Genomic DNA, 24,462 nt, shown 5'->3' on the forward strand with positions numbered 1-24,462 from the left:
TTCGTACTTTTGGCACATTAATTTAAAATGATAAAGTAAGATATATGAAAAAAACAATCACGTTGGCATGCCTGATGGCAATGACACTGGGCGTACAGGCCCAGGAGGGGGGAATTACACAAGACATGTTGAATCAGATAAAGAGCAGCTACAAACATACTGCTTCCGATAAGGCCATTTATAATGCAATGGCAGGAACCAGCATAGCAGTTTTGGCGAAAAATCATGAAAATCTGGCTAACTTCGATACGAATTTTTCGAATAAAGTTATTTCGCATGGCATTACCGACCAGCAGCAATCCGGACGTTGTTGGCTGTTTACCGGTTTAAATGTATTACGTGCACAAATGATAGCCAAGTATGGTTTGGATGAAATGGAATTCTCTCAGAATTATTGTTTCTTCTACGATCAGTTGGAAAAAGCAAACCTTTTCCTGCAAGGCATTATTGATACACGTGAAAAACCAATGGATGATAAAATGGTAGAATGGCTGTTCCGTAATCCGATCAGCGATGGCGGACAGTTTACCGGTATATCCGATGTAATAGGAAAGTACGGTGTTGTTCCTGCTTCTGTCATGCCTGAAACTTATAGCAGCGAGAACACTTCACAGATTGCCCGTCTGATTGGCCTGAAGTTGAGGGAGTTCGGATTGCAATTACGTGATGAGGCTGCCAAAGGTGGTAAACTTCCAGCACTGGAACAGAAAAAAACAGAAATGCTTTCTACCATATATCGTATGCTGGCACTGGCATTCGGCGAACCGGTTGAGCACTTTACCTGGACAATGAACGGGGTTACTAAAGAATATACTCCGCAATCTTTCTATCAGGAATATTTGGGTAACGATCTGACGAATAATTACGTTATGCTGATGAACGACCCGAGCCGTGAATATTACAAATGCTATGAAATTGATTTCGACCGTCATGTATACGATGGAAAGAACTGGACCTATGTAAATCTGCCTGTTGATGATATAAAAGCGATGGCAATCGCGTCTATCAAAGACAGCACGATGATGTATTTCTCTTGTGATGTCGCAAAGTTTTTGGATAGCAAACGTGGTACACTTGATTTGAAAAATTTCGATTATGAATCATTGATGGGAACAACGTTTGGAATGGACAAGAAACAACGTGTACAGACATTTGCCAGTGGATCAAGCCATGCCATGACATTGATGGCCGTCGATTTGGATAAAGACGGAAAGCCTAAAAAGTGGATGGTTGAAAATAGCTGGGGAGCAGAATCAGGTTATAAAGGACATCTCATTATGACAGACGAATGGTTCAATGAATATATGTTCCGTCTGGTGGTAGAAAAGAAATATGTACCGGCGAAAGTACTGGATATCCTGAAGCAGAAACCGGTGCGTCTTCCTGCATGGGATCCGATGTTTGCACCGGAAGAATAACGGATGACGTAGATATATAGACCAAACGTCCTGAAATCTTTAAACGCTTATTGGTATGGCCTGAAAAGATTTCAGGACGTTTTATTTTACCGCAGGGTTGTTTTTGTCCTCTTTTTTGCTTAACTTCGTATTATAACCTTAAAATCGAATCTGTATGAAGAAGCATCGAAGAACGAGGCCGCAATATCTGGCAGCCTGTCTGCTGGCCCCTTGGTTGTGTCAGACTGCGAATGCACAAAATGAATCCCTTTCACTTCCTGATAGTGTGATAACGGTAGGGTATGCACGAGGTAGTCTGAAAAATATATCCGGTTCGGTAGAGCAGATTACCGAGCAGCAGATGAACAAGGAACAGCTTGCCAATCCGTTGGAAGCCATTCAGGGACGAGTCCCGGGATTGTCAATCATGAAAAGTAGTAACGGTACAGCTGCCTTGGAGTCGGTGCGAATGCGAGGTACTACTTCATTGACAAGCGGCAATGATCCGCTGATTATCGTAGACGGTGTACTGGGCGACTTAAGTATGCTTACTTCTGTTTATCCTACGGATATAGAGAGCTTTACCATCTTGAAAGATGCTTCCGAAACTGCTCAGTATGGTTCTCGTGGTGCTTCCGGCGTTATTAATATTACAACAAAGAAAGGCGTTTCCGGTAAAACGCGTATCAATTACAACGGAAGTTTCGGTATCGCTCATGCTTATCGTCACTTGGGTATGCTTTCAGGAGCCGAATATCGTAATGTTGCAGCGGCGCATGGGTTGACAATTCTTGATAAGGGTTACGATACGGATTTTCAAAAAGAAATAGAACAGTTGGGCATTCAGCAAAATCATAATATCGCTTTTTATGGAGGAGGAGATGCTTCCAAATATCGTGTGTCGCTGGGGTATCTCGACAGGGAAGGCGTAGTGCTGAATGAAAGTATGAAGCTTTTCACTTCGAACATGAATATGTCGCAGGATATATTTGGCAAGTTTATTCAATGCGACTTGGGACTCTTCGGCTCGGTCAAGAAAAACCGTAACCTGGTCGATCTGCAAAAGACTTTTTATTCAGCAGCAGCTTTTAATCCTACCTTCCCGAATCATAAAGATTATACGACGGATGCATGGGATCAGATAACGACGGCCAGCCAGATTACCAACCCGTTGGCATGGATGGAAGTAAACGACCGTGATGATATTTCTTATTTTAGTGCGCACGCCCGATTGAATTTCAATTTATCTGACGATTTGAAATTTGTCCTTTTCGGCTCTTATACTTACAATGATTCCGAAGACTCCCAGTACCTTCCTACTACGGTCTGGGCACACGGACAGGCGTATCGTGGAAATCGCCGCTCAGAATCGATGCTGGGAAATGCGATGTTTACTTATCAGAAGCAAATAAAAAAACATTTTATTGATGTACTGGCACTGGCAGAATTAGAGAAAAACGTATATGCGGGCTTTTATACTACGGTAACAAACTTTTCATCCGATCGTATGGGGTTTGATAATTTGCAGGCTGGTGCATTGCGCCCGTGGGATGGAACGGGGTCATATTACGAAGAACCTCATCTGGCTTCTTTTCTGGGACGAGTGAATTACGCCTTTGCCGACCGCTATGTGCTTACGGTCAACGCCCGTACCGATGCGTCTTCCAAATTTGGTGCAAATCATAAATGGGGATTTTTTCCTTCTGTTTCGGCTGCATGGAATATAACCAGTGAAGAGTTTATGAAGCAATTTTCATGGATAGACAATCTGAAACTGCGCGTAGGTTACGGACTTGCCGGCAATCAGGGAGGCATAGATTCGTATACCACGATGAACCTTGTCCGCCCGAACGGAGTCGCACCGGTTGGCAATTCTCCTGTCGTGACGTATGAAACGCTTCGAAATATCAATCCCGATTTGAAATGGGAGGTGAAACATACGTTCAATGCCGGGCTGGATGTTGGTCTGTATGGCAACCGCTTGCTGCTTTCTGTCAACTATTATAATTCCAAGACTACCGACATGCTCTATAATTATCGGGTAAGTGTTCCTCCTTTTACCTATAATACGTTGCTGGCGAATATCGGTTCGATGCGGAATAGCGGAACAGAAATTTCAATTGGCATTACTCCGTTGAAGACAAAAGATATGGAGCTGAATATCAATGCAAATATCACTTTCCAGAAAAACAAGCTGCTTTCGTTGAGTGGTATGTATGATGGAGAATATGTTTCTGCTTCAGAATATACTGTTATAGCCGGACTAAACGGCGCCGGTTTCCACGGAGGATACAACAATATCGTGTATCAGATAGTGGGACAGCCGCTGGGAGTATTCTATCTGCCTCATTGTACCGGACTGGTTCCCGACGGAAATGGAGGATATAAATACGAGATAGCCGATCTGAATGGAGGAGGGGTGAATCTGGAAGATGGTGAGGACCGCTATATTGCCGGACAAGCTGTACCGAAAACTCTGCTTGGCTCGAATATCAGTTTCCGATACAAACAGTTTGATGTTTCTTTACAAATAAATGGAGCCTTTGGACATAAGATATATAATGGTACCTCGCTGACATACATGAATATGAACAGTCTTCCCGATTATAACGTGATGGCGGAAGCTCCTGCACGGATGATCAAGGATCAGACTGCGACCGACTACTGGCTGGAAGATGGCGATTATATCAATTTTGACTATCTTACGGTAGGATACTATGTTCCATTGAAGAATACAAAGTTTTTGCACAACATGCGTCTGGCGTTTACTGTCAACAATCTGGGCACAATCAGTGGGTACTCAGGACTGACTCCTCTTATCAACAGCATGACTGTCGATTCTACATTGGGAGTGGATGATAAACGTACTTATCCGTTGTCGAGAACCTATACTATCAGTTTAAGCCTTAATTTCTAAACCGTTTACTATGAAAAAACTATATATATACATGCTGGCCTGCTCTGCAGCTATGAATATATCGTGCAGCAGTTTTCTGGAAGAACATCCTCGTGATGGCTTATCCAAAGAAGAAGCCTATTCTAACATATCGGCTCTTTACCGTAACGGCGTGGCTTCACTTTATAATTATGTGGGAAGCTACAAAGATTCAGAAGGTTTGCAGGGTACGGGACGTGGAATATACGATTTGAATACCTTTACGACTGACGAAGCTATCATGCCCACCCGCGGTGGCGACTGGTATGATGGCGGGTTCTGGCAAGGGCTTTACCTCCATCAGTGGGGAGTGAGCAGCGATGCCATACTGAATACTTGGGAATATTTGTTCCGTTCCATCAAACAGTGCAATTATTCGCTGGAACAGATTGGGCAGTATGCGGCTACCCATTCCGATAAAGAGCTTCCTGCTTATCAGGCAGAAGTGCGTGCACTGCGCGCTATGTTCTATTATTATACCATGGATTTGTTTGGGCGGGTGCCTCTGATAACCTCGTCAGGGGGTGGCGATAAAACGATGTTGCAGGCAGAACGGGATGTGATTTTTACTTTTATTGTAAAAGAGTTGCAGGAAACTGCGCCTTTCCTGAGTGAAGAAAGAAGTAATACTCCCGGTACTTATTACGGAAGAATGACACGAGCCGTAGCTTATTTCCTGTTGGCTAAACTGGCTCTAAATGCAGAAGTTTATATGGATGCCGACTGGACCGATGGCGTTTATCCGGAAGGAAGTGCCATTTATTTCACCGTCGATGGAAAACAGCTTAATGCATGGCAAACTACGCAGTTTTATTGTGCAGAACTTGCGCGGATGGGGTATCGGCTGGAAAATGATTATTCTTCCAATTTTGCCATTTTTAACGAATCTTCACAGGAAAATATTTTTGTTATTCCTATGAGTAAAACCCTGTACACTAACCAGATGCAATATCTTTTCCGCTCTCGTCATTATAATCATGCTAAGGCCTACGGGCTGGGAGGTGAAAACGGATCGAGTGCAGCACTCGAAGTTTTGCAGACTTTCGGCTACGGGACTGATGCGGTAGATCCTCGTTTTGAGTATTGTTATTTTGCAGATGAAGTGTACGATTTGCAAGGCAATCCTGTACTGCTCGACAACGGTGAACCTTTAATTTATTATCCTGACAAAGTAGCCCTCGATGTATCGAATACAGAATATGAGCAGACAGCGGGTGCCCGTATGAAGAAATATGAGGTAGATAATACGGCATTAAAGGATGGTAAGCTGATGGATAATGATATCGTACTGTTCCGTTATGCAGATGTATTACTGATGATGAGTGAAGCTAAAGTAAGAAACGGTGAAGACGGTACTGCCGAACTGAATGAAGTACGTGGCAGGGTAGGAGCTCCTTACCGTGAGGCAACTCTCGATAACCTGCTGTCCGAAAGGCAACTGGAGCTTGCATGGGAAGGGTGGCGCCGTCAAGATTTGATCCGCTTCCATCAGTTTACTCGTTCTTACAGCTTCCGTCCCCAGCTTCCCGGCGAGGCGGATGGCTATACTACTGTTTTTCCGATTCCGGCAAAAGTTATTGATATGAACGGATTACTGAAGCAAAATCCGGGATATTGATAGAATGAGGGCAGGAAAGATGCCCTCATTTAAAACATAATGCAGACTTTCATTCAGAAAAATCTAAGTGGCTGAATGACAATATAAAGGCTTCTCTTTTGAAAGCTCTGCTTCTGTGAATAAATTTGTGCTGATGTTTTCTGAAAATTTGTACAAAAAATAAAATCTTTTGTACAAATTTTCAGTAACACGTGCCGAAGATTTTTCTACTCCTGACGGGATGATGATTAAAATCTATTGTTGTCCCTCTTTTCGTGGCAAGGCGTTTCGGAAAAACGCCTTCTTCTGCTTTTCGAAACCTTGCTGGTGAAATCACTTTTCAGCTAAATTTTTATAATTCTTGTCAAATGGTTCTAAACGAGAAATGCTCGCAAATCAGTCTGAAAACAGTCGGATTTGATGGAGTGTAAAATAATCAAAATTGCTCTCTGTATATTACAAAATGAAGACAAAATGCGGCTTTTTGTAACTTATAAACAATTATATAAAGAATTTTTTCCGTAATAACCCGCTTGAAATTGTTTATTTCCATTCTTTTTTATTTAATTTTGCAGTCAAATTTATAAAACCATTTTTTATAACCCAATATGGCTAATTTAATAAAATTGCGTAAAGGTCTTGACATTAACCTGAAAGGCAAGGCGACTGCTGAAGTGGTAGCTGTAAAAGAGCCGGGATTCTATGCGTTGATTCCCGATGATTTTACAGGTGTAACACCTAAGGTCGTAGTGAAGGAACAGGAATATGTTATGGCCGGAGGACCCTTGTTTATTGACAAGAATCATCCTGAAGTGAAATTTGTTTCGCCCGTAAGCGGCGTAGTAACCAGTGTGGAGCGTGGAGCTCGCCGTAAAGTGATGAGCATTACGGTTGAAGCAGCTGCAGAACAGGACTTCCAGGAGTTTGGCAAGAAAGACGTTGCCAAGATGGATGCCGCTGCAGTAAAGGAACTGTTGCTGGAAAGTGGTATGTTTGCTTTCTTCAGACAGCGTCCGTATGATGTCATTGCCGATCCTACAGTTGCTCCGAGAGCAATTTTCGTATCAGCGTTCGACAGCAATCCGCTTGCTCCTGATTTTGAATTTGCCCTGAAAGGTGAAGAAGCAAATTTCCAGACAGGACTTGATGCTTTGGCAAAAATTGCCAAGACTTACCTGAGTATTAGTGTAAAACAAAGTGCTGCAGCTCTGACACAGGCTAAGAACGTGACTGTGACAGTGTTCGACGGACCTCATCCTGCAGGCAACGTAGGTGTACAGATTAACCACATTGCTCCTGTAAATAAAGGTGAAACCGTATGGACAATCGATCCGCAGGCTGTAATCTTTATCGGTCGTCTGCTGAATACCGGACGTGTAGACATGACTCGTACGGTTGCTGTAACAGGCTCTGAAGTGAAGAAGGCTGCTTATTGCAAGCTGAAAGTAGGTGCATGTCTGACAAATGTTTTTGCCGGTAATGTAAATAATGGAAAAGAACTGCGCTATATCAGCGGTAACGTACTGACTGGTAAGCAGATTTCTGCCAACGGATTCCTTGGCGCATTCCATAGCCAGGTAACAGTTATTCCTGAAGGTAACGATGTACACGAAATGCTGGGATGGATCATGCCTCGTCTTGATCAGTTCAGCACCAGCCGCTCTTATTTCAGCTGGCTGATGGGTAAGAAGGAATACACACTGGATGCTCGTGTAAAAGGTGGCGAACGTCACATGATTATGTCTAACGAGTATGACAAGGTATTGCCGATGGACATCATGCCCGAATATTTGATAAAAGCAATCATTGCCGGAGATATTGACCGCATGGAACAACTGGGTATCTACGAAGTTGCTCCTGAAGACTTCGCTCTGTGTGAGTTCGTTTGCTCTTCTAAGATGGAATTGCAGCGTATCGTTCGCGAAGGACTGGATATGCTCCGTCGTGAAATGTGCTAATACTAACTAAAAGATTAATAGAATATAAATGAAAGCGCTAAGAAATTATCTAGATAAGATAAAGCCAAACTTTGAAGAGGGCGGCAAATATCATGCTTTTCGTTCTGTGTTCGATGGTTTCGAAACATTCTTGTTTGTTCCGAGTACTACTTCGAAGACAGGTACGCACATCCACGATGCGATTGATAGCAAACGTATCATGTCACTCGTGGTTATTGCATTGATTCCGGCACTGTTGTTCGGTATGTACAACGTCGGTTATCAGCATTATGTTCATGCAGGCATCAGCGGTAGCTTTATCGAAATGTTTGCTTACGGTTTCCTGGCTGTTCTGCCGAAAATTATTGTTTCTTATGTAGTAGGTCTGGGAATCGAATTCGTCGTAGCACAATGGAAGAAGGAAGAAATTCAGGAAGGTTTCCTGGTTTCTGGTATGTTGATTCCGATGATTGTTCCTGTAGACTGTCCGTTGTGGATGCTTGCTGTTGCAACAGCATTCTCTGTTATCTTCGCTAAGGAAGTATTTGGTGGTACAGGTATGAATATCTTTAACCCGGCTTTGATTACTCGTGCATTCTTGTTCTTTGCTTATCCTACCAAGATGTCGGGTGATGCTGTATGGGTATCAGGTGACAGTATCTTCGGTCTGGGTAAGACTGTTGACGGACTGACTGCTGCAACTCCTCTGGGTGTTGCCAAGGTTGCTGAATGTCCTGCTTTCTCATGGGACATGGTTACTGGTCTGATTCCGGGTTCTATCGGTGAAACAAGCGTAATCGCCATCGCAATCGGTGCTGTTATCTTGTTGTGGACTGGTGTAGCAAGCTGGAAGACAATGTTGTCTGTGTTTGTTGGTGGAGCTGTAATGGGATGGATTTTCAATACGATTGGTCCTGATACCGGTGTTGCTCACATGCCGTGGTACGAACACTTGTGCTTGGGCGGCTTCTGCTTTGGTGCAGTGTTTATGGCTACTGACCCGGTAACTTCTTCACGTACAGAAAACGGTAAGTTTGTATATGGCTTCCTGATTGGTGCCATGGCAATCATTATCCGTGTATTGAATCCGGGTTATCCTGAAGGTATGATGCTGGCTATCCTGCTGATGAATATCTTTGCACCGCTGATCGACTACGTTGTAGTTCAGAACAATATTTCTCGTCGTGCGAAACGTGCTATGTCTAACAAATAAAAACCGAATATACAATGAATACTAATAGTAACTCTTATACTATCATTTATGCTTCGGTAATGGTTGTTATCGTAGCATTCTTGCTGGCTTTCGTTAACTCTTCTCTGCGCGATATTCAGGGAAAGAACGTAGAGCTTGATACAAAGAAGCAGATTCTCTCTTCACTGGGCATCAAGAATGTACAGGATGCAGAAGCTGAATTTGCCAAAGTTGTGAAGTCTGATATGGTTGTTGCCGAAGACGGAACACTTACTCCGTATGAAGGTGCTTTTGTTACTGCATACGAAAAAGAATATAAGGAAAACGGTCGTGCTCACCTGTTCGTTTGCGAAATAGACGGTCAGACTAAATATGTCATTCCTGTTTACGGTGCCGGACTTTGGGGAGCTATCTGGGGATATGTTGCACTGAATGAAGATAAGAATTCTGTTTACGGAACTTATTTTTCTCATGCTTCAGAAACTCCGGGTCTGGGAGCTGAGATTGCTACAGAACACTTCCAGAACGAATTTAAAGATAAAAATGTGATGGAGAATGGTGCCATCGGTCTGGGTGTTGTAAAGAATGGTAAGGTTGAAAAACCGGAATTCCAGGTAGATGGTATTTCCGGAGGTACAATTACTTCTCTTGCTGTAGACAAGATGCTGAAAGACTGTATGGGACAATACACCAAGTTTTTAACTACTAACGAATAAAAGGAGGAGATAATAATATGGGAAGTTTATTTTCAGCTAAAAATAGAGAAGTATTTTCTACTCCGTTGGGTTTGAATAACCCGGTGACCGTACAGGTATTGGGTATCTGTTCTGCACTGGCAGTTACTTCTAAGTTGGAGCCTGCTATCGTAATGGGACTTTCTGTTACCATTATTACAGCTTTCTCTAATGTTGTGATTTCGTTGATCCGTAAAACAATTCCTAACCGTATCCGTATTATCGTGCAGTTGGTTGTTGTTGCCGCATTGGTAACTATTGTAAGTGAATTGTTGAAGGCTTTTGCTTACGATGTAAGTGTACAGTTGTCTGTATACGTTGGTCTGATTATTACCAACTGTATCCTGATGGGACGTCTGGAAGCATTTGCCATGGCTAATGGTCCGTGGGAATCTTGTTTGGATGGTATCGGAAACGGTCTTGGATATGCAAAGATTCTGGTAATGGTTGCATTTATCCGTGAGTTGCTGGGTTCTGGTACATTGCTTGGTTTCAACATTCTGAACTATGATGCAATAAAGAGCGCTGGCTATGTAAACAACGGCTTGATGCTGATGCCTCCTATGGCATTGATCATCGTAGCATGTCTTATTTGGTATCAGCGTGCTAAACACAAAGAATTGCAAGATAAAGAATAATAGTTATTCAATGAAGAACTTGTTCGTAGGCGGGGTTTTCTCGTTTTGCGGAAGGTTCTCAATTAAAACAAGATTATGGAACATTTTATAAGTTTATTAGTCCGCTCTATCTTTGTGGACAATATGATTTTTGCATTCTTCTTGGGTATGTGTTCATATCTGGCTGTATCGAAGAATGTAAAGACCGCACTGGGACTGGGTATTGCCGTTACCTTCGTGCTGGTGGTTACACTGCCGGTGAACTATCTGCTCCAGACTAAGGTGCTGGCTGCTGATGGTATTCTGGGTATCGATTTGAGCTTCTTGAGCTTCATCCTCTTTATTGCCGTGATTGCCGCTATTGTACAGTTGGTTGAAATGATCGTAGAACGTTTCAGTCCTTCACTGTATGCTTCACTGGGTATATTCTTGCCGTTGATTGCTGTAAACTGTGCTATCATGGGTGCTTCACTGTTCATGCAGCAGCGTATCAACCTGACTCCGTCGGACTCTAAGTTCATCGGTGATGTATGGGATTCAATTTCTTATGCATTGGGTTCAGGTCTGGGCTGGTTGCTGGCTATTGTGGGCTTGGCTGCTATTCGTGAAAAGATGGCTTACTCTGATGTACCTGCTCCGTTGAGAGGCTTGGGTATCACATTTATCACTGTAGGTCTGATGGCAATGGCATTTATGTGTTTCTCTGGTTTGAACATCTAATAGGAAAGGAATAGACAATGGATATGAATTTTATTTTAGCAAGCATTGGAGTATTCCTGGTGACTATTCTGGTGCTGGTAGTCATCTTGCTGGTGGCAAAGAAGTTTCTCGTTGCTTCCGGTAATGTAAAATTGACTATCAACGGCGATAAAGAAATGGAAGTAGAGTCTGGCTCTACATTGCTGAATACATTGGCTGTAAACGGAGTGTTTTTGCCATCTGCTTGTGGTGGTAAGGGCTCTTGCGGACAGTGTAAATGTCAGGTCGTAGAAGGTGGAGGAGAAATCCTGCCTTCTGAAGTGAGCCACTTCAGCCGCAAACAGCAGAAAGACCACTGGCGTCTGGGCTGTCAGGTGAAGGTGAAAGGTGACTTGTCTATCAAGGTACCTGAATCTGTAATGGGCGTAAAAGAATACGAATGTACGGTTATCTCTAACAAGAACGTGGCTACCTTTATCAAGGAATTCAAGGTGCAGTTGCCTAAGGGTGCTCACATGGACTTCATTCCGGGTTCTTATGCTCAGATTAAGATTCCTAAATATGAAATGGATTATGACAAGGATATCGATAAAGATCTTATCGGTAAGGAATACTTGCCTTCATGGGAAAAATTCGGTTTGTTTAAGCTGAAATGTAAAAACGAGGAAGAAACAATCCGTGCTTACTCAATGGCTAACTATCCGGCTGAAGGTGATGTGTTCATGTTGACCGTTCGTATCGCTACTCCGCCGTTCAAACCAGACCGTAGCGGATTTATGGATGTAATGCCGGGTATCGCTTCTTCTTATATCTTTACCCTGAAACCAGGTGATAAGGTATTGATGAGTGGTCCTTACGGTGACTTCCACCCGATCTTCAACTCTAAGAAGGAAATGATCTGGGTAGGTGGTGGTGCCGGTATGGCTCCGCTTCGTGCACAGATTATGCATATGACTCGTACTCTGAATACGAGAGATCGTGAACTTCATTACTTCTACGGTGCTCGTGCATTGAATGAAGTATTCTATCTGCAAGACTTCTTGCAGTTGGAAAAGGACTTCTCGAATTTCCACTTCCATTTGGCACTCGACCGTCCGGATCCGGCAGCCGATGCAGCGGGCGTGAAGTATACTCCGGGATTCGTTCATCAGGTTATGTACAACACTTACCTGAAAGATCACGAAGCTCCAGAAGACATCGAATACTACATGTGTGGTCCTGGTCCGATGTCAAAAGCTGTGGTTAACATGCTTGATAGCCTGGGCGTAGAAAGCTCTTCTATCATGTATGATAACTTCGGCGGATAATCTGACAAGTTTCTAAACACTAATAAAAAAAGCCTTTGATGTAAGTCAAAGGCTTTTTTATTAATAGATATTTATTCTTTCTCCATTTCTATATTATAAATAACCGGATCATATTTGTTGATTTTTCCTGTACCTAAGTCAATCAGGAATCCTGGCCAGAATAATATATTCCACAATGATTTTGCATTGAAAGCCGATTCTATGACAAAAGGAGTGTTTTTATAACCCTCTTTCTTGGCTATAATGGTTTTATCGGAAAGTTTCTTCTTTAACTTGATTGTAGTAGATTCTCCTTCTTTGATTTCTGCAAGTTTTACATTATTTGTTGCATCATACAGTTTGATTCCATTTTCTCCTGTAATGGTTATGGGCTGTTGCGAACTGGAGAAGATACTCATACATGATGACAGTCCTAATAGAGGAATTGCCAGCGTTAATAAAATAACATGTTTCTTCATATTGACTTCTTTTGGTTTTATTGTATGCAAAAATAGGATATTTTTAAGGTTTGTCAAAACGGTGATGCTCCTTTTGGGGAAGTGTATTGTTGTGGGTAAGCAATAATCTTCAATATGGGAACTTTATGTATATGATTTTGCTGTGTATCGCATTTCAAAAAGTCAATGATTTAATTGAAATAATAACTTGATGTTACAAAAGTGTTGCATTGATACCTGTTATGATATGGTTTGTTTGATTTATATCAATAAATGATATGTGTAATGCATTTTTAAGTAGATTCATTTGTATGTTGTAGAATATATTTTCTACCTTTGTTGCGGTAAAAGGATTGAGCTCAAGCTAAACTAGATTTAATAAGTATAAGTATTTAAGGTAACAAAGTTTTTAGGTAACATTAAAATTAGGTATTATGAGAAAATTAGGATTTACATTAGTAGCGGCATTGACTTTTTCTGTTTCTGTATTTGCTAACGGTGCAAATGATACAATTAAGGTTACTGAAAAATGGGATGGCGCTATTAACAAGGCGAAATTGACACAGTATTTGAAACTTTCTTCTCAGCAACATGAAGAAGTTGCTAATATTTGCGACTATTTTCAGGAACAGATGGAGATGGCAAACAGCTCAAAGAAAAACAGTAATCAGAAGATTCGTAATGCTGTGTATGGAAATCTGAAGTTGATGAAAGGTACTTTGACTGAAAAGCAGTACAGCGATTATTTGCGCCTGATGGCAATGACATTACGCAATAAGGGTATTGATATTGAGAAATAATACAAGCGTTATATAAAGAATCACCCCGGACAGACAATATACTTGTTTTGTTCGGGGTGATTGTTTTTTTATCTCTTCAGGACAATAAGAACTATATCTCCCGGTTCTATCTTGCCGGTAAATATAGTTCTTGTTGCTTGTCTTTTTTAAGTGGAAATCTTTTAATCTTGATGGAATTTTAGGACTTGTCTTTTAATAAGTCTTCAAGCCGCAGCAGTTCGTCTCTGTATTGGGCAGCTTCAATGAAGTTGAGCTTTTTAGCAGCTTCTTGCATAAGTTTCCGCGTACGTTCCATACTCTTTTGTAACTGCTCTTTTGACATGTATTGCACAATTGGGTCGGCAGCAGCATGCATTTGCTCAGGACTGTCTGTATATGCCTTAAGTTCCTTGCTGTTCGGATTTGCTTCTCCTCCTGTGTTGTCAAGCAGTGCGTTATTTCTGGCTTTTTTAATCTGCTGGGGAGTAATACCATGTGCTTCGTTGTAGGCCAGCTGTTTTTCTCGCCGGCGGTTTGTCTCATCGATGGTTTGTTTCATGCTGTCAGTTATTTTATCTGCATACATGATAACTTTTCCGTTTACATTTCGGGCCGCACGTCCAGCTGTCTGCGTAAGTGAACGGTGGGAGCGAAGAAAGCCTTCTTTGTCGGCGTCTAAAATGGCAACAAGTGAAACCTCCGGCAAATCCAGTCCTTCTCTCAGCAGATTCACTCCGACCAATACATCGTAAACACCTTGTCGAAGATCTTCCATGATACGTACACGTTCTAATGTTTCCACTTCACTATGTATATAAGTGCAACGAATGTTATGGCGAAGCAGGTAATCGGTTAATTCTTCCGCCATGCGTTTGGTTAGTGTGGTGACAAGGACACGTTCTTCCTGTTCAATGCGTTGCTGGATTTCTTCCATTAAGTCATCTACTTGATTCATGCTGGGGCGTACCTCTATTATCGGATCGAGAAGTCCTGTCGGTCGGATTACTTGTTCTACCACTACACCTTCGCTCTGTATCAATTCATAGTCGGCCGGAGTTGCACTTACATAAATAACCTGCTTGGCCAGTTCCTGAAATTCTTCAAACTTTAAGGGACGGTTATCCATGGCAGCAGGTAAGCGGAAACCATATTCCACCAAGTTCTCTTTACGGGCCCGGTCGCCTCCGTACATGGCGCGTATCTGCGGAACACTTACGTGGCTTTCGTCTATGACGATCAGGAAATCTTTGGGAAAGAAGTCCAGCAGACAATAAGGGCGACTACCTGGTTCACGACCGTCAAAATAGCGGGAGTAATTCTCAATACCGGAACAATGCCCCAATTCCCGAAGCATTTCCATGTCATAGGTGACACGTTCATATAAGCGTTTAGCTTCATAGGTTTTACCTTGTTCTTCGAAAAAAGCAACCTGTTTGGTCAGGTCATCTTCTATCTGATGAATAGCCCGTAGTGTACTTTCTTTCGTTGTCATGAAAAGGTTGGCAGGGTATATCTTATATTCGTCGAAACTTCCTATCCGGTGGCCGGAAACGGGATCTATTTCTTCAATGGCATCAATCTCGTCATCCCAGAACATGACACGTAGCAGATTATCTGTATAAGCAAGATAAATGTCGACAGTATCCCCTTTTACACGAAAATTGCCTCGATTCAATTCTATGTCATTGCGTACATACAAGCTATCTACCAATCGGCGCAGAAAAACATTTCTATCCAGCAGTTTGCCTTTTTTGACTTCTATTACATTGTTATAGAAATCGGCAGGATTTCCCATACCATAAATGCATGACACTGACGAGATAACAATGACATCGTTTCTTCCAGAAAGTAATGCAGACGTAGCAGCAAGACGTAATTTGTCTATTTCTTCATTGATGGCGAGATCTTTCTCTATATAAGTATCGGTGGAAGGTAAATATGCTTCCGGTTGGTAATAATCATAATAAGATACATAATATTCTACGGCATTATGTGGAAAAAAACTCTTGAACTCTCCATATAATTGTGCCGCCAGAGTTTTATTATGGCTTAATATCAATGTCGGTTTATTGATATTCTTGACAACATTCGCTATTGTGAATGTCTTGCCAGAGCCGGTGACACCCAGTAGCGTTTGTGCCGGGATACCTGCTTTAACTCCCTCTGTAAGTTGTGCGATAGCTTCCGGCTGGTCTCCGGTTGGCTGATATTCTGATACAAGTTCGAAGTTCATTATGTATATATTTTAATAGGAGTGTAAAAATACACATTATTTTCATCTGATGGCGCAGGAGTGTAAATTTTGTATTAAAAAACATTGAGTTATTGCATTATTCGTCGGAAAAGAGTACTTTTGCACATCTATATTGATAAACATGAAAAAGTACATCGTTATGGCTATCCTTTCTGCTGGGGTTTTGTCTTCATGCGGAGAGTACAATAAAGTGCTGAAGTGCACGGACAACGAATATAAATATGAAGCTGCAAAAAGTTATTTTGCTAAAGGACAAAACAGTAAAGCTGCTACTCTTCTCGAAGATCTTGCCTTGATAATGAAGGGAACGAGCAATGCGGAGGAGTCAGCATATATGTTGGCGATGACTTACTATAATCAGGGAGATTATATAACAGCTTCTCATTATTTTAATACATATTATACGACTTATCCTCGCGGAACGTATACAGAATTGGCCCGTTTCTACAGCGGAAAAGCTTTGTATTTGGATACGCCGGAGCCTCGTTTGGATCAGAGCAGTACCTATAAAGCTATTGAGGAATTGCAGATGTTTATGGAATATTTCCCTGAAAGTGACCGTAAGGAACTGGCTCAGAACATGATTTTTGAGTTGCAGGATAAGCTGGTAGAAAAAGAATTCTTGTCAGCTAAGTTATATTATGATTTAGGATCGTATACAGGTAATACGGTGTATAGTAGTACAGGTAATAATTATCTGGCAGCTGTAGTTACTGCGCAGAATATTTTACGTGAATATCCTTATACAAAGAGACGGGAAGATCTTTCCATTTTGATTTTACGTGCAAAGTATGACATGGCAAAGGAAAGTGTTCCTGAAAAGAAGGAAGACCGTATGCGTGAAACAATCGATGAATATTATGCATTTATCAATGAGTTCCTGGAAAGTAAGTATAAAAATGAGGTGGAACAAATTTTTAAAGATGCAAGTAAATTTGTGAAAGACGAAAATTAATCAAGGTTTATAATTAAATAAAAAATTATGGATTACAAAAAGACAAACGCTCCTACCAATACCGTAACTCGTGACTTGATGGAACTGTGTGAAGATACTGGTAATATCTATGAAACAGTTGCAATCATCGGTAAACGTGCAAACCAGATTGCGGTAGAAATGAAGAATGACTTGTCAAAGAAATTACAAGAATTTGCTTCTTACAACGATAATCTGGAGGAAGTATTCGAGAACAGAGAGCAGATTGAAATTTCACGTTATTATGAAAAACTGCCAAAACCTACTTTGATTGCTACTCAGGAGTATATAGAAGGTAAGGTATATTACAGAAATCCTGCTAAAGAAAAAGAAAAACTGCAATAAGGATATATTGTTTGAACACAGAAACGCATATCGCTACAGTGTATTTTCAGTATGGGTGATAATGCGCTTCTGTGTTTTTTATTTATCCTTTCTCCTTTAAATTATTCTTTTATTATGATACAACGTATTCAGACTGTTTATTTACTTATCGTTGCCATATTGATGGTAGTGATGATGTCTTTCCCTGTCGGCCATTTTTATACGGACACAAGTGTTTCGGATATGACAAATCTTGCAGTAGTAGCACCGGATGGAAACATGAACTATGCACCGTGGGCTTTATTTGCTATTCTTGTGGTCGTAGCATTTATATCGCTTATTACTATTTTTCTTTATAGAAAGCGTATGTTACAGATTCGCCTGACATTGTTCAGTAGCATTGTACTGATAGGTTATTATGTAACTGTGGCGGTTTTTGTTTGGGGAACATTAAAAGATTGTGGAAGCTTTACGCCTGCATGGACATTGTGCCTTCCTCTTATTTCAATTATATTGAATTGGTTGGCTATTCGTGCTATTGGAAAAGATGAAATGTTGGTAAAGGCATACGAACGCTTACGCTAATAGAACCTGTCACTGAGAGTTATAACTTTTATGATATTCCGGTAAGCGAGAGAATAATTCTTGTTTATCGGAATTTTTTATTTATTTAGAAAGTCTGACTGGTAGCTTGCAGTAATAAGATACTATTTTACCTTGTTTCGATGATGGCTTATCTGCCCTCAGCTACATTCAGCAAAAACTCTGCAAAGGCCAATGCCGATTTTTTACGGTAACTCTCTTGTGGTCAGAATAGAAAGCCTCGGGAAGTTAAATGGTCGTTGCAAAGAATGGGTATCTGCACCAAATCGGCTATACCCAGCGCTACCGTTTGGGAGTAAACCACCATCAGATTCCGGTAAACCGTAGTCACTGTCCGTTCCTGAACATGTATCATCGTGACGGACAGATGCATGTAGATGGTAATCATGGCTCTACTTTAGGCTATGGACCGAACAGTTACGGTGAATGGTAGAACCAAACGGAATATAAGGAGCCACCTTTGGAAGTGGATGGAGCTGCTTATCAGTGGAAATACCGAGAAGACGATTCCGACTATTATTCTCGGGTAGGCGACTTGTTCCACCTGATGAGCCCTGTCCAGCAGCAGGCTTTGTTTGAGAATACGGCGAGATCGATGGGAGATATTCCGGAAGAGATAAAGCTCCGCCATATCCGGAACTGCATGAAAGCAGATAAGAAGTATGGTCAAGGAGTAGCAGATGCGTTGGGAATCCCCATGACGCATCCGGGACTGGCTGAAGCTTAACTCGCCTTTTCTTGCTTGCCTGTCGGAATGCCAGCTTGCTATATTGCTGGATTTTCGGCTTGAGAGAGATTTCGGCGGGCAGCATATAATCTTTTCACCTAGGTGAAGATAAAGTTTCACCTAAGTGAGGCTATCGTTTCACTAAGGTGGGGCGATAGATTCACTTAGGTGATTTGAATAAAACAAGCTGAAAATTTATTTTTGGCGCAAGCGTTCGCTGTATTCCGATGGGGTGCTCCCCGTTTGTTGTTTAAACATCCGACTGAGATGTTGTGGGTACTTGAAGCCTAGGTCGTCGGCTACCAGTACAATGCTTGCTCCAGTGGCTAACTCATTTTTCACGCGTTGAATAACGTGCTGACGGATGTAATTGCTTGCCGTGTCACCAGTTGTTTTTTTGATTACATCTCCAAAGTAATTAGGCGACATGCACAGTTTATCGGCACAATACTGGACGGTAGGCAGTCCAAGTGTAAGTTGTGTATTCTTTTCATAATAATCATTCAATAAATTATCGAACTTCATGAGAATGTCGGAGTTTTCTAGTTTTCGGGTAGTGAACTGCCGGTTGTAGAAGCGCTGGCAGAAATTTAGTACCAGCTCGATATATGCTATCAGGATAGCATTCTGTAGTTCGTCGTGTGGCTTTTGCAGTTCATTCCTTATTTGCTGCATGAGTGAAACGAATATGTCGTGTTCCTCATCCGTCATGTGCAATGCTTCGTGAACACGGTAATCGAAGAATGTATATTGTTTGATGTTTTTACAAAGAGGAGTGCCTCGCAATAAGTCAGGATGGAAAAGCAATGCCCAGCCGGTCAGCATGACCCGTTCGCCGTTATCCTCTTTTCCGCCAATTTGTCCGGGAGCGACACAAATTACAGTTCCACTCTTGTAATCGTATTTACCACATCCGTATGTCAGATCAATGTCTTGCTGGTCGTGAAAGAAAATACCATATACACTATAATTGTTCAGGCTATGTCGTATGGGCGATACTTCTGCGTAATTGATGACACTGACCAACGGATGCCGGTCGGTATGTCCGAGGTAGCGGCTGTAGTCGCTTACGTCTTTTATTTTCATAATCTTACTCATGGCTTCCTGCGATTTTACTTCAATATGCTATATACAAAAATACGTTATTCTCATAAAAGATAGTGTGTGAAGGCGGTGAAATCAGTAAAAACGGTATGAAGTTCATGGATATCGTTACGTCCGATTTTATATCGCTTAGTATTTTTGTGGTAGTAAAATGTTGGCATGTAGAGTCTTATGGTAATTAATTGAAAGTTTATGGATAGAAGAAATTTTTTGAAAATGTCATCTTTGGCAGCAATATCAGCGGTTGGTATGTGGACGGGAGTGTCAAAAACTTTTGCGCAGTCCGTTTCATCGGACGGGTATCATGAGGAAAGAAATCCATCGGATAATCTGGAACGCCGGAAACTAGGAAATCTGGAAGTGTCTGCTATCGGACTGGGTTGTCTGCCGATGGTAGGTTATTATGGTGGCAAATACGAAAAACAAGATATGATTGCTTTGATTCGTCGGGCATACGATAATGGAGTAACTTTTTTCGATACAGCAGAAGTGTACGGTCCTCATACCAGTGAAGAGTGGGTAGGAGAGGCTGTACAGCCGTTTCGTAGTAAAATAAAAATAGGAACAAAGTTCGGCTTTGGAGTAGAAGAAGGGGAACCTACGGCCTTAAACAGTCGTCCCGATCATATCCGTCGGGCTGTGGAAGGCTCGCTGAAGCGCCTTCGTACCGACCACATCGACCTCTTGTATCAGCATCGCGTTGATCCGAATGTACCTGTAGAAGAAGTTGCCGAAGTGGTAAAAGAGTTGATGCAAGAGGGAAAAGTCTTGCATTGGGGTATGTCCGAGGCAAGTGCCCGTTCCATCCGGCGTGCCCATGCTGTTTGTCCGCTTTCGGCGGTACAGAGCGAGTATGCTATCTGGTGGCGCGAACCGGAAACAAAAATCTTCCCGACGCTCGAAGAATTGGGTATAGGCTTTGTGCCTTATTGTCCGTTGGGACGTGCCTTTCTTACTGGAGTCATTCACGAAGATAGTACCTTTTCCCGAAACGACCGACGCTGGAACCTGCCGCAATTCCAGTCGGAAGCATTGAAACACAACAGGCCTTTGGTATATCTGGTGCAACGATGGGCAGAACGTAAAGGTATTACCCCCGCGCAGTTCGCGCTTGTATGGATGCTTTCGCGCAAGTCTTGGATTGCTCCTATTCCGGGAACAACCAATCCCGATCATTTGGACGATTTTCTTGGGGCGGGAAAAGTTCGTCTTTCTGCATGGGAGATAGAAGAGTTCGACCGCGACTATGCTAAAATAGATCTGATGGGACATCGTGCCGATCCGTTTACAGAAAGTCAGATTGATAAATAAGAAAGAGATGAAACAGATATTATTGATATTGGGACTGCTGTTAGTCCTTTTGTGTTCGTGTACTACGAATGAAAGAAAACAGGTGAAACAACAAAATGAAGTAAGTATGGAAAAGAAGAATCTTGGAAGTCTGCTGGCACTTTATCCGAAACCGATGACGGTGATTGGTGCCGAGGTAGAAGGAAAAGTAAATTGGCTGGTCGTCGGACATACGGGAATCATAGGGCATGACCGTATACTGGTAAGCATGAGTAAGCAGCATTATACGAATCGAGGAATCAAGAAGTCGAAGAAACTTTCTATCAATTTAGTGAGCCGGAGTATGCTGCCTAAGGCCGATTATGTAGGGAGCGTCAGCGGAGCCTCTGTCGACAAGTCGAAAGTGTTTGCTTTCCATTTCGGAGAGAACGGTACTCCGGTAATCGATGAATCTCCTTTGACAATGGAATGTGATGTGGAGGATATTTATGAAACTGATGGCTTCGACAACTTTATCTGCTCGGTAGTCAATACATATGCCAGTCCAGAGGTTTTGGGGGCTGACGGCAAACTGGATTACACCCGGCTGAAGCCCGTATTGTTTGAGTTCCCGACTTACTCTTATCTGGCTACAGGAGAGGTTATTGGTAAATGCCTGAATTTGGATGAAAAAACAGGTATGTGTGCCAAACTGCCGATGGCTTCCGATGGAATTGTACGGTTGTCTAAGATAGAGGTCTATCCGGAATATCTGGAAGAATACATGAAGTATGCTACTGAAGTGGGAGAGGTTTCTTTGCGGATCGAACCGGGAGTACTGACCATGTATGCAGTTGCCGAAAAGGAAAATCCCTGTAGGATAACGATTCTGGAAACTTATGCCAGTCAGGCTGCTTATCAGTCGCACATCGCATCGAAACATTTCCAGAAATACAAGCAGGGAACCTTGCACATGGTCAAGAACTTGGTTTTATCCGATCAGCAGCCTTTGAATCCGGCTAATCAGATTAATAATTTCATTCAGTAAGTTATTTTTGATGGTGGAGTGCTTTGAGAGGTTACCAGGGTACAAACATCTGGGATGCAACATTGAACTATATTCATGGATCTTTAGATGACTGGTATAATTGATAACTCGAATTTTCTATACATCTATTATTGTTAAATTTCCCCGTTGCAGCGATGCACCGGGGTTTTCTTTTTTTATGGGGTAATGAGGTTGATGAAATATTGGTAAATAAAATATAGAATTATCATTATAGATTAATCATATGTAATGATTCTCTTCTCTTTATTAGTGTGATATTTTTGATTCTATTTTCAATCTATAATGTTTAGATCATCATTTTGTTTTCTCATTTGGTTATTTCGCAGAGATATTAAAAGTCTTTGACTGATTTTGATAAGGGTTAATTCACTTTGGATATTATATATATTACTTGAAAATTTGGTATATTCCTTTATTTATTCAGCTTCTTGTGAACTTATATAATAAATGTTATTCGAATTTTATTAGAAATATAATAATTAATATTATTAACTTTTTGTTTATTTTATAAATGTGTTTATATTTGTGCTGAAAACATAGTAAAGCTGCTAAGAAAGCTATGAAGAATATGAAAACAAAGGGTTGGAGAGATTTCTTAAAGGAATCTGTATTGGCAGACACTCCGTTGTTGGTGATGCCATCTTTGCTTCAAGCTTCGCCTGATGGAATGGAATATCTGGTTGCTATACCAGTTGATGATGTAATTGGGTTGATAGTTCCTAAGTCGAACGGATTGAAGATTATAGGTACTTTTCTCGATGAAATATCGCATGATATTCCTCATCAGAATTTCCCTCTTGTTAAGTTTAATAAGCCATATATGAAATTTGAACTGGTAAGTATGCAGGTTATGACGAAAGCACTACGTCTGGGTTCTCTTATTTTATGAATCCACAGTTGACTTATCTACAGGTATTTTCATTTATATACTAAATATAAAATATTTCGAAATCAAATAATATTTAATAGGTATTTTTCAATAAGCCATCGCTCATCTTTGTTTTGTCTGTTTCTTATTGTCCTTAGTTGTTGATACTGTTGACTTTAATCTGTGAAACTGAAACGAAACTCCTGCTGTTTGCTCGGAATGCTCCGATGGCTGAAAGTATAAATTTAATAATGATAAAGTCGAATATAAATTATTCTTATTCGATTATGATTGTATCGAGTGGCTTCTTGTTCAGATATGACAGAACAGTCCATTCCCCAAAATGACTAAAAGGCAACCATGCTGATAGCTGGAAGTATCGGTAAGTTGACTGAAAACATAAAACGTTATTGGATAAAAGTTATCGACCTAATAAATATATTATTATGAATTTCAAAAGATTAGCAGAACAGTACAAAACAGAACTTATGGAGAGTGTGCTTCCTTTCTGGTTACAGCATTCTCAGGATAAGGAGTTTGGCGGCTATTTCACTTGCCTGAAGCGCAATGGTGAAGTGTTTGATACGGATAAGTTTATCTGGTTGCAAGGCCGTGAAGTCTGGATGTTTTCCATGCTCTATAATAAGGTAGAGAAACGACAGGAGTGGCTCGACTGTGCCATTCAGGGTGGTGAGTTCCTGAGAAAGTACGGTCACGATGGTAATTACAACTGGTATTTCTCGCTCGACCGTGAAGGGCATCCTTTGGTAGAACCTTATAATATTTTCTCTTATACGTTTGCTACAATGGCTTTCGGACAGTTAAGTTTAGCTACCGGCAAGCAGGAATATGCTGATATTGCCAAGAAGACTTTCGACATCATTCTGTCGAAGGTGGATAATCCGAAGGGTAAATGGAACAAACTCCATCCCGGTACTCGCGATTTGAAAGGTTTCGCCCTGCCCATGATTCTTTGTAATCTGGCATTGGAAATCGAACATTTGCTCGATGAAGATTTCTTGGTGAAGACTATGGATACCTGCATCCATGAGGTGATGGATGTATTTTATCGTCCTGAATTAGGCGGTATTATTGTAGAGAATGTACTGGCCGACGGTTCATTGTCCGACTCTTTCGAAGGCCGTCAGGTTACTCCCGGTCATGCCATTGAGGCTATGTGGTTTATTATGGATTTGGGCAAACGTCTGAATCGTCCCGACTTGATAGAGAAGGCAAAGAACATTACACTAACCATGCTCAACTATGGTTGGGACAAGCAATACGGTGGTATCTACTATTTCATGGATCGTCTGGGTAATCCTCCTCAGCAGCTGGAATGGGACCAGAAACTGTGGTGGGTACATATCGAGACCTTGATTTCATTGCTGAAGGGTTATTGTCTGACGGGTGATAAACAATGTCTGGAATGGTTCGAGAAGGTACACGACTATGTATGGTCTCACTTCAAAGACCAGGAATATCCCGAATGGTATGGCTACCTGAACCGTCGCGGTGAGGTGCTGTTGCCTTTGAAGGGTGGCAAGTGGAAAGGTTGCTTTCATGTTCCTCGCGGATTGTATCAGTGCTGGAAAGTGTTGGAAGAATTGAGTGAAAAGTGTTAGCCAAATAAATATTATTAA

The 24,462-nt window shown here is 41.5% G+C and carries 20 protein-coding genes and 1 pseudogene; 18 read left to right on the top strand and 3 right to left on the bottom strand.

The features are described 5' to 3' along the window. The first annotated feature begins 44 nt into the window (after window positions 1-44). The 9 genes from WKT12_RS10080 to nqrF all read left to right on the top strand — a co-directional run bounded on the left by WKT12_RS10080 (window position 45) and on the right by nqrF (window position 12,415). Window positions 45-1,418, top strand: a complete 1,374-nt coding sequence (locus tag WKT12_RS10080; protein ID WP_021971478.1) for a C1 family peptidase — start codon at window positions 45-47, stop codon at window positions 1,416-1,418. A 154-nt stretch (window positions 1,419-1,572) separates the two neighbouring features. Beyond that, on the top strand, window positions 1,573-4,314 hold the full coding sequence (locus WKT12_RS10085; RefSeq protein WP_340319612.1) for a SusC/RagA family TonB-linked outer membrane protein: 2,742 nt from the start codon (window positions 1,573-1,575) through the stop codon (window positions 4,312-4,314). Window positions 4,315-4,324: 10 nt separating this feature from the next. Then, window positions 4,325-5,950: a RagB/SusD family nutrient uptake outer membrane protein gene (locus WKT12_RS10090; RefSeq protein ID WP_340319613.1), complete on the top strand. Its 1,626-nt coding sequence runs from the start codon at window positions 4,325-4,327 to the stop codon at window positions 5,948-5,950. A gap of 587 nt (window positions 5,951-6,537) precedes the next feature. Further along, complete coding sequence (locus WKT12_RS10095) at window positions 6,538-7,887, top strand: Na(+)-translocating NADH-quinone reductase subunit A (RefSeq protein WP_340319614.1); 1,350 nt, start codon at window positions 6,538-6,540, stop codon at window positions 7,885-7,887. A gap of 28 nt (window positions 7,888-7,915) precedes the next feature. Further along, a complete protein-coding gene (locus WKT12_RS10100) occupies window positions 7,916-9,079 on the top strand; it encodes an NADH:ubiquinone reductase (Na(+)-transporting) subunit B (protein WP_021971482.1) in 1,164 nt (387 codons plus the stop codon). Window positions 9,080-9,093: 14 nt separating this feature from the next. Beyond that, complete coding sequence (locus WKT12_RS10105; protein ID WP_340319615.1) at window positions 9,094-9,774, top strand: Na(+)-translocating NADH-quinone reductase subunit C; 681 nt, start codon at window positions 9,094-9,096, stop codon at window positions 9,772-9,774. Window positions 9,775-9,791: 17 nt separating this feature from the next. Then, complete coding sequence (locus WKT12_RS10110) at window positions 9,792-10,430, top strand: NADH:ubiquinone reductase (Na(+)-transporting) subunit D (RefSeq protein ID WP_021971484.1); 639 nt, start codon at window positions 9,792-9,794, stop codon at window positions 10,428-10,430. Between the two features lie 75 nt (window positions 10,431-10,505). Next, entirely contained in the window at window positions 10,506-11,129 is a 624-nt protein-coding gene (gene nqrE, locus WKT12_RS10115; RefSeq protein ID WP_021971485.1) for an NADH:ubiquinone reductase (Na(+)-transporting) subunit E, read from the top strand. Between the two features lie 17 nt (window positions 11,130-11,146). Next, entirely contained in the window at window positions 11,147-12,415 is a 1,269-nt protein-coding gene (nqrF, locus tag WKT12_RS10120) for an NADH:ubiquinone reductase (Na(+)-transporting) subunit F (RefSeq protein ID WP_021971486.1), read from the top strand. 71 nt (window positions 12,416-12,486) lie between these two features. Here the strand turns inward: nqrF and WKT12_RS10125 are convergent, their stop codons facing one another. Continuing rightward, window positions 12,487-12,873 (bottom strand): hypothetical protein, encoded by a 387-nt coding sequence (locus tag WKT12_RS10125; protein ID WP_021971487.1) that lies wholly within the window; start codon window positions 12,871-12,873, stop codon window positions 12,487-12,489. Window positions 12,874-13,286: 413 nt separating this feature from the next. Here WKT12_RS10125 and WKT12_RS10130 point away from each other — a divergent pair, with 413 nt between their 5' ends. Further along, a complete protein-coding gene (locus tag WKT12_RS10130; protein WP_340319616.1) occupies window positions 13,287-13,652 on the top strand; it encodes a hypothetical protein in 366 nt (121 codons plus the stop codon). Between the two features lie 178 nt (window positions 13,653-13,830). On the opposite strand, the gene uvrB is transcribed toward WKT12_RS10130, so the two are convergent. After that, window positions 13,831-15,864, bottom strand: a complete 2,034-nt coding sequence (gene uvrB / locus WKT12_RS10135; protein WP_340319617.1) for an excinuclease ABC subunit UvrB — start codon at window positions 15,862-15,864, stop codon at window positions 13,831-13,833. A 142-nt stretch (window positions 15,865-16,006) separates the two neighbouring features. Here uvrB and WKT12_RS10140 point away from each other — a divergent pair, with 142 nt between their 5' ends. The 4 genes and pseudogenes from WKT12_RS10140 to WKT12_RS10155 all read left to right on the top strand — a co-directional run. After that, window positions 16,007-16,840, top strand: a complete 834-nt coding sequence (locus WKT12_RS10140) for an outer membrane protein assembly factor BamD (protein WP_340319618.1) — start codon at window positions 16,007-16,009, stop codon at window positions 16,838-16,840. Window positions 16,841-16,867: 27 nt separating this feature from the next. Next, on the top strand, window positions 16,868-17,203 hold the full coding sequence (locus tag WKT12_RS10145; RefSeq protein WP_021971491.1) for a DNA-directed RNA polymerase subunit omega: 336 nt from the start codon (window positions 16,868-16,870) through the stop codon (window positions 17,201-17,203). A gap of 114 nt (window positions 17,204-17,317) precedes the next feature. Next, window positions 17,318-17,767 (top strand): DUF4293 domain-containing protein, encoded by a 450-nt coding sequence (locus tag WKT12_RS10150; RefSeq protein ID WP_021971492.1) that lies wholly within the window; start codon window positions 17,318-17,320, stop codon window positions 17,765-17,767. Between the two features lie 268 nt (window positions 17,768-18,035). After that, window positions 18,036-18,512: pseudogene (locus tag WKT12_RS10155) on the top strand (catalase-related domain-containing protein); the annotation flags it as partial. Window positions 18,513-18,707: 195 nt separating this feature from the next. Here the strand turns inward: WKT12_RS10155 and WKT12_RS10160 are convergent. Beyond that, window positions 18,708-19,610 carry a helix-turn-helix domain-containing protein gene (locus tag WKT12_RS10160; RefSeq protein ID WP_340319620.1) on the bottom strand — a complete coding sequence of 301 codons (903 nt, stop codon included), beginning with the start codon at window positions 19,608-19,610 and terminating at the stop codon, window positions 18,708-18,710. A 198-nt stretch (window positions 19,611-19,808) separates the two neighbouring features. On the opposite strand from WKT12_RS10160, the gene WKT12_RS10165 reads away from it, so the two are divergent. From WKT12_RS10165 to WKT12_RS10180, 4 genes are all read left to right on the top strand, one after another. Next, a complete protein-coding gene (locus WKT12_RS10165; protein WP_340319621.1) occupies window positions 19,809-20,927 on the top strand; it encodes an aldo/keto reductase in 1,119 nt (372 codons plus the stop codon). 7 nt (window positions 20,928-20,934) lie between these two features. Beyond that, a complete protein-coding gene (locus WKT12_RS10170) occupies window positions 20,935-21,933 on the top strand; it encodes a flavin reductase (RefSeq protein ID WP_340319622.1) in 999 nt (332 codons plus the stop codon). A gap of 589 nt (window positions 21,934-22,522) precedes the next feature. After that, window positions 22,523-22,843, top strand: coding sequence for a hypothetical protein (locus WKT12_RS10175; RefSeq protein ID WP_340319623.1), 321 nt, complete (start codon window positions 22,523-22,525; stop codon window positions 22,841-22,843). Window positions 22,844-23,268: 425 nt separating this feature from the next. Continuing rightward, the gene (locus WKT12_RS10180) at window positions 23,269-24,444 is read left to right on the top strand and encodes an AGE family epimerase/isomerase (RefSeq protein WP_340319624.1); all 1,176 of its coding nucleotides are present in this window, start codon (window positions 23,269-23,271) and stop codon (window positions 24,442-24,444) included. The last annotated feature ends 18 nt before the right edge of the window (window positions 24,445-24,462 follow it).

The organism is Phocaeicola sp. HCN-6420, from assembly GCF_037890145.1.
GTDB lineage: Bacteria > Bacteroidota > Bacteroidia > Bacteroidales > Bacteroidaceae > Phocaeicola.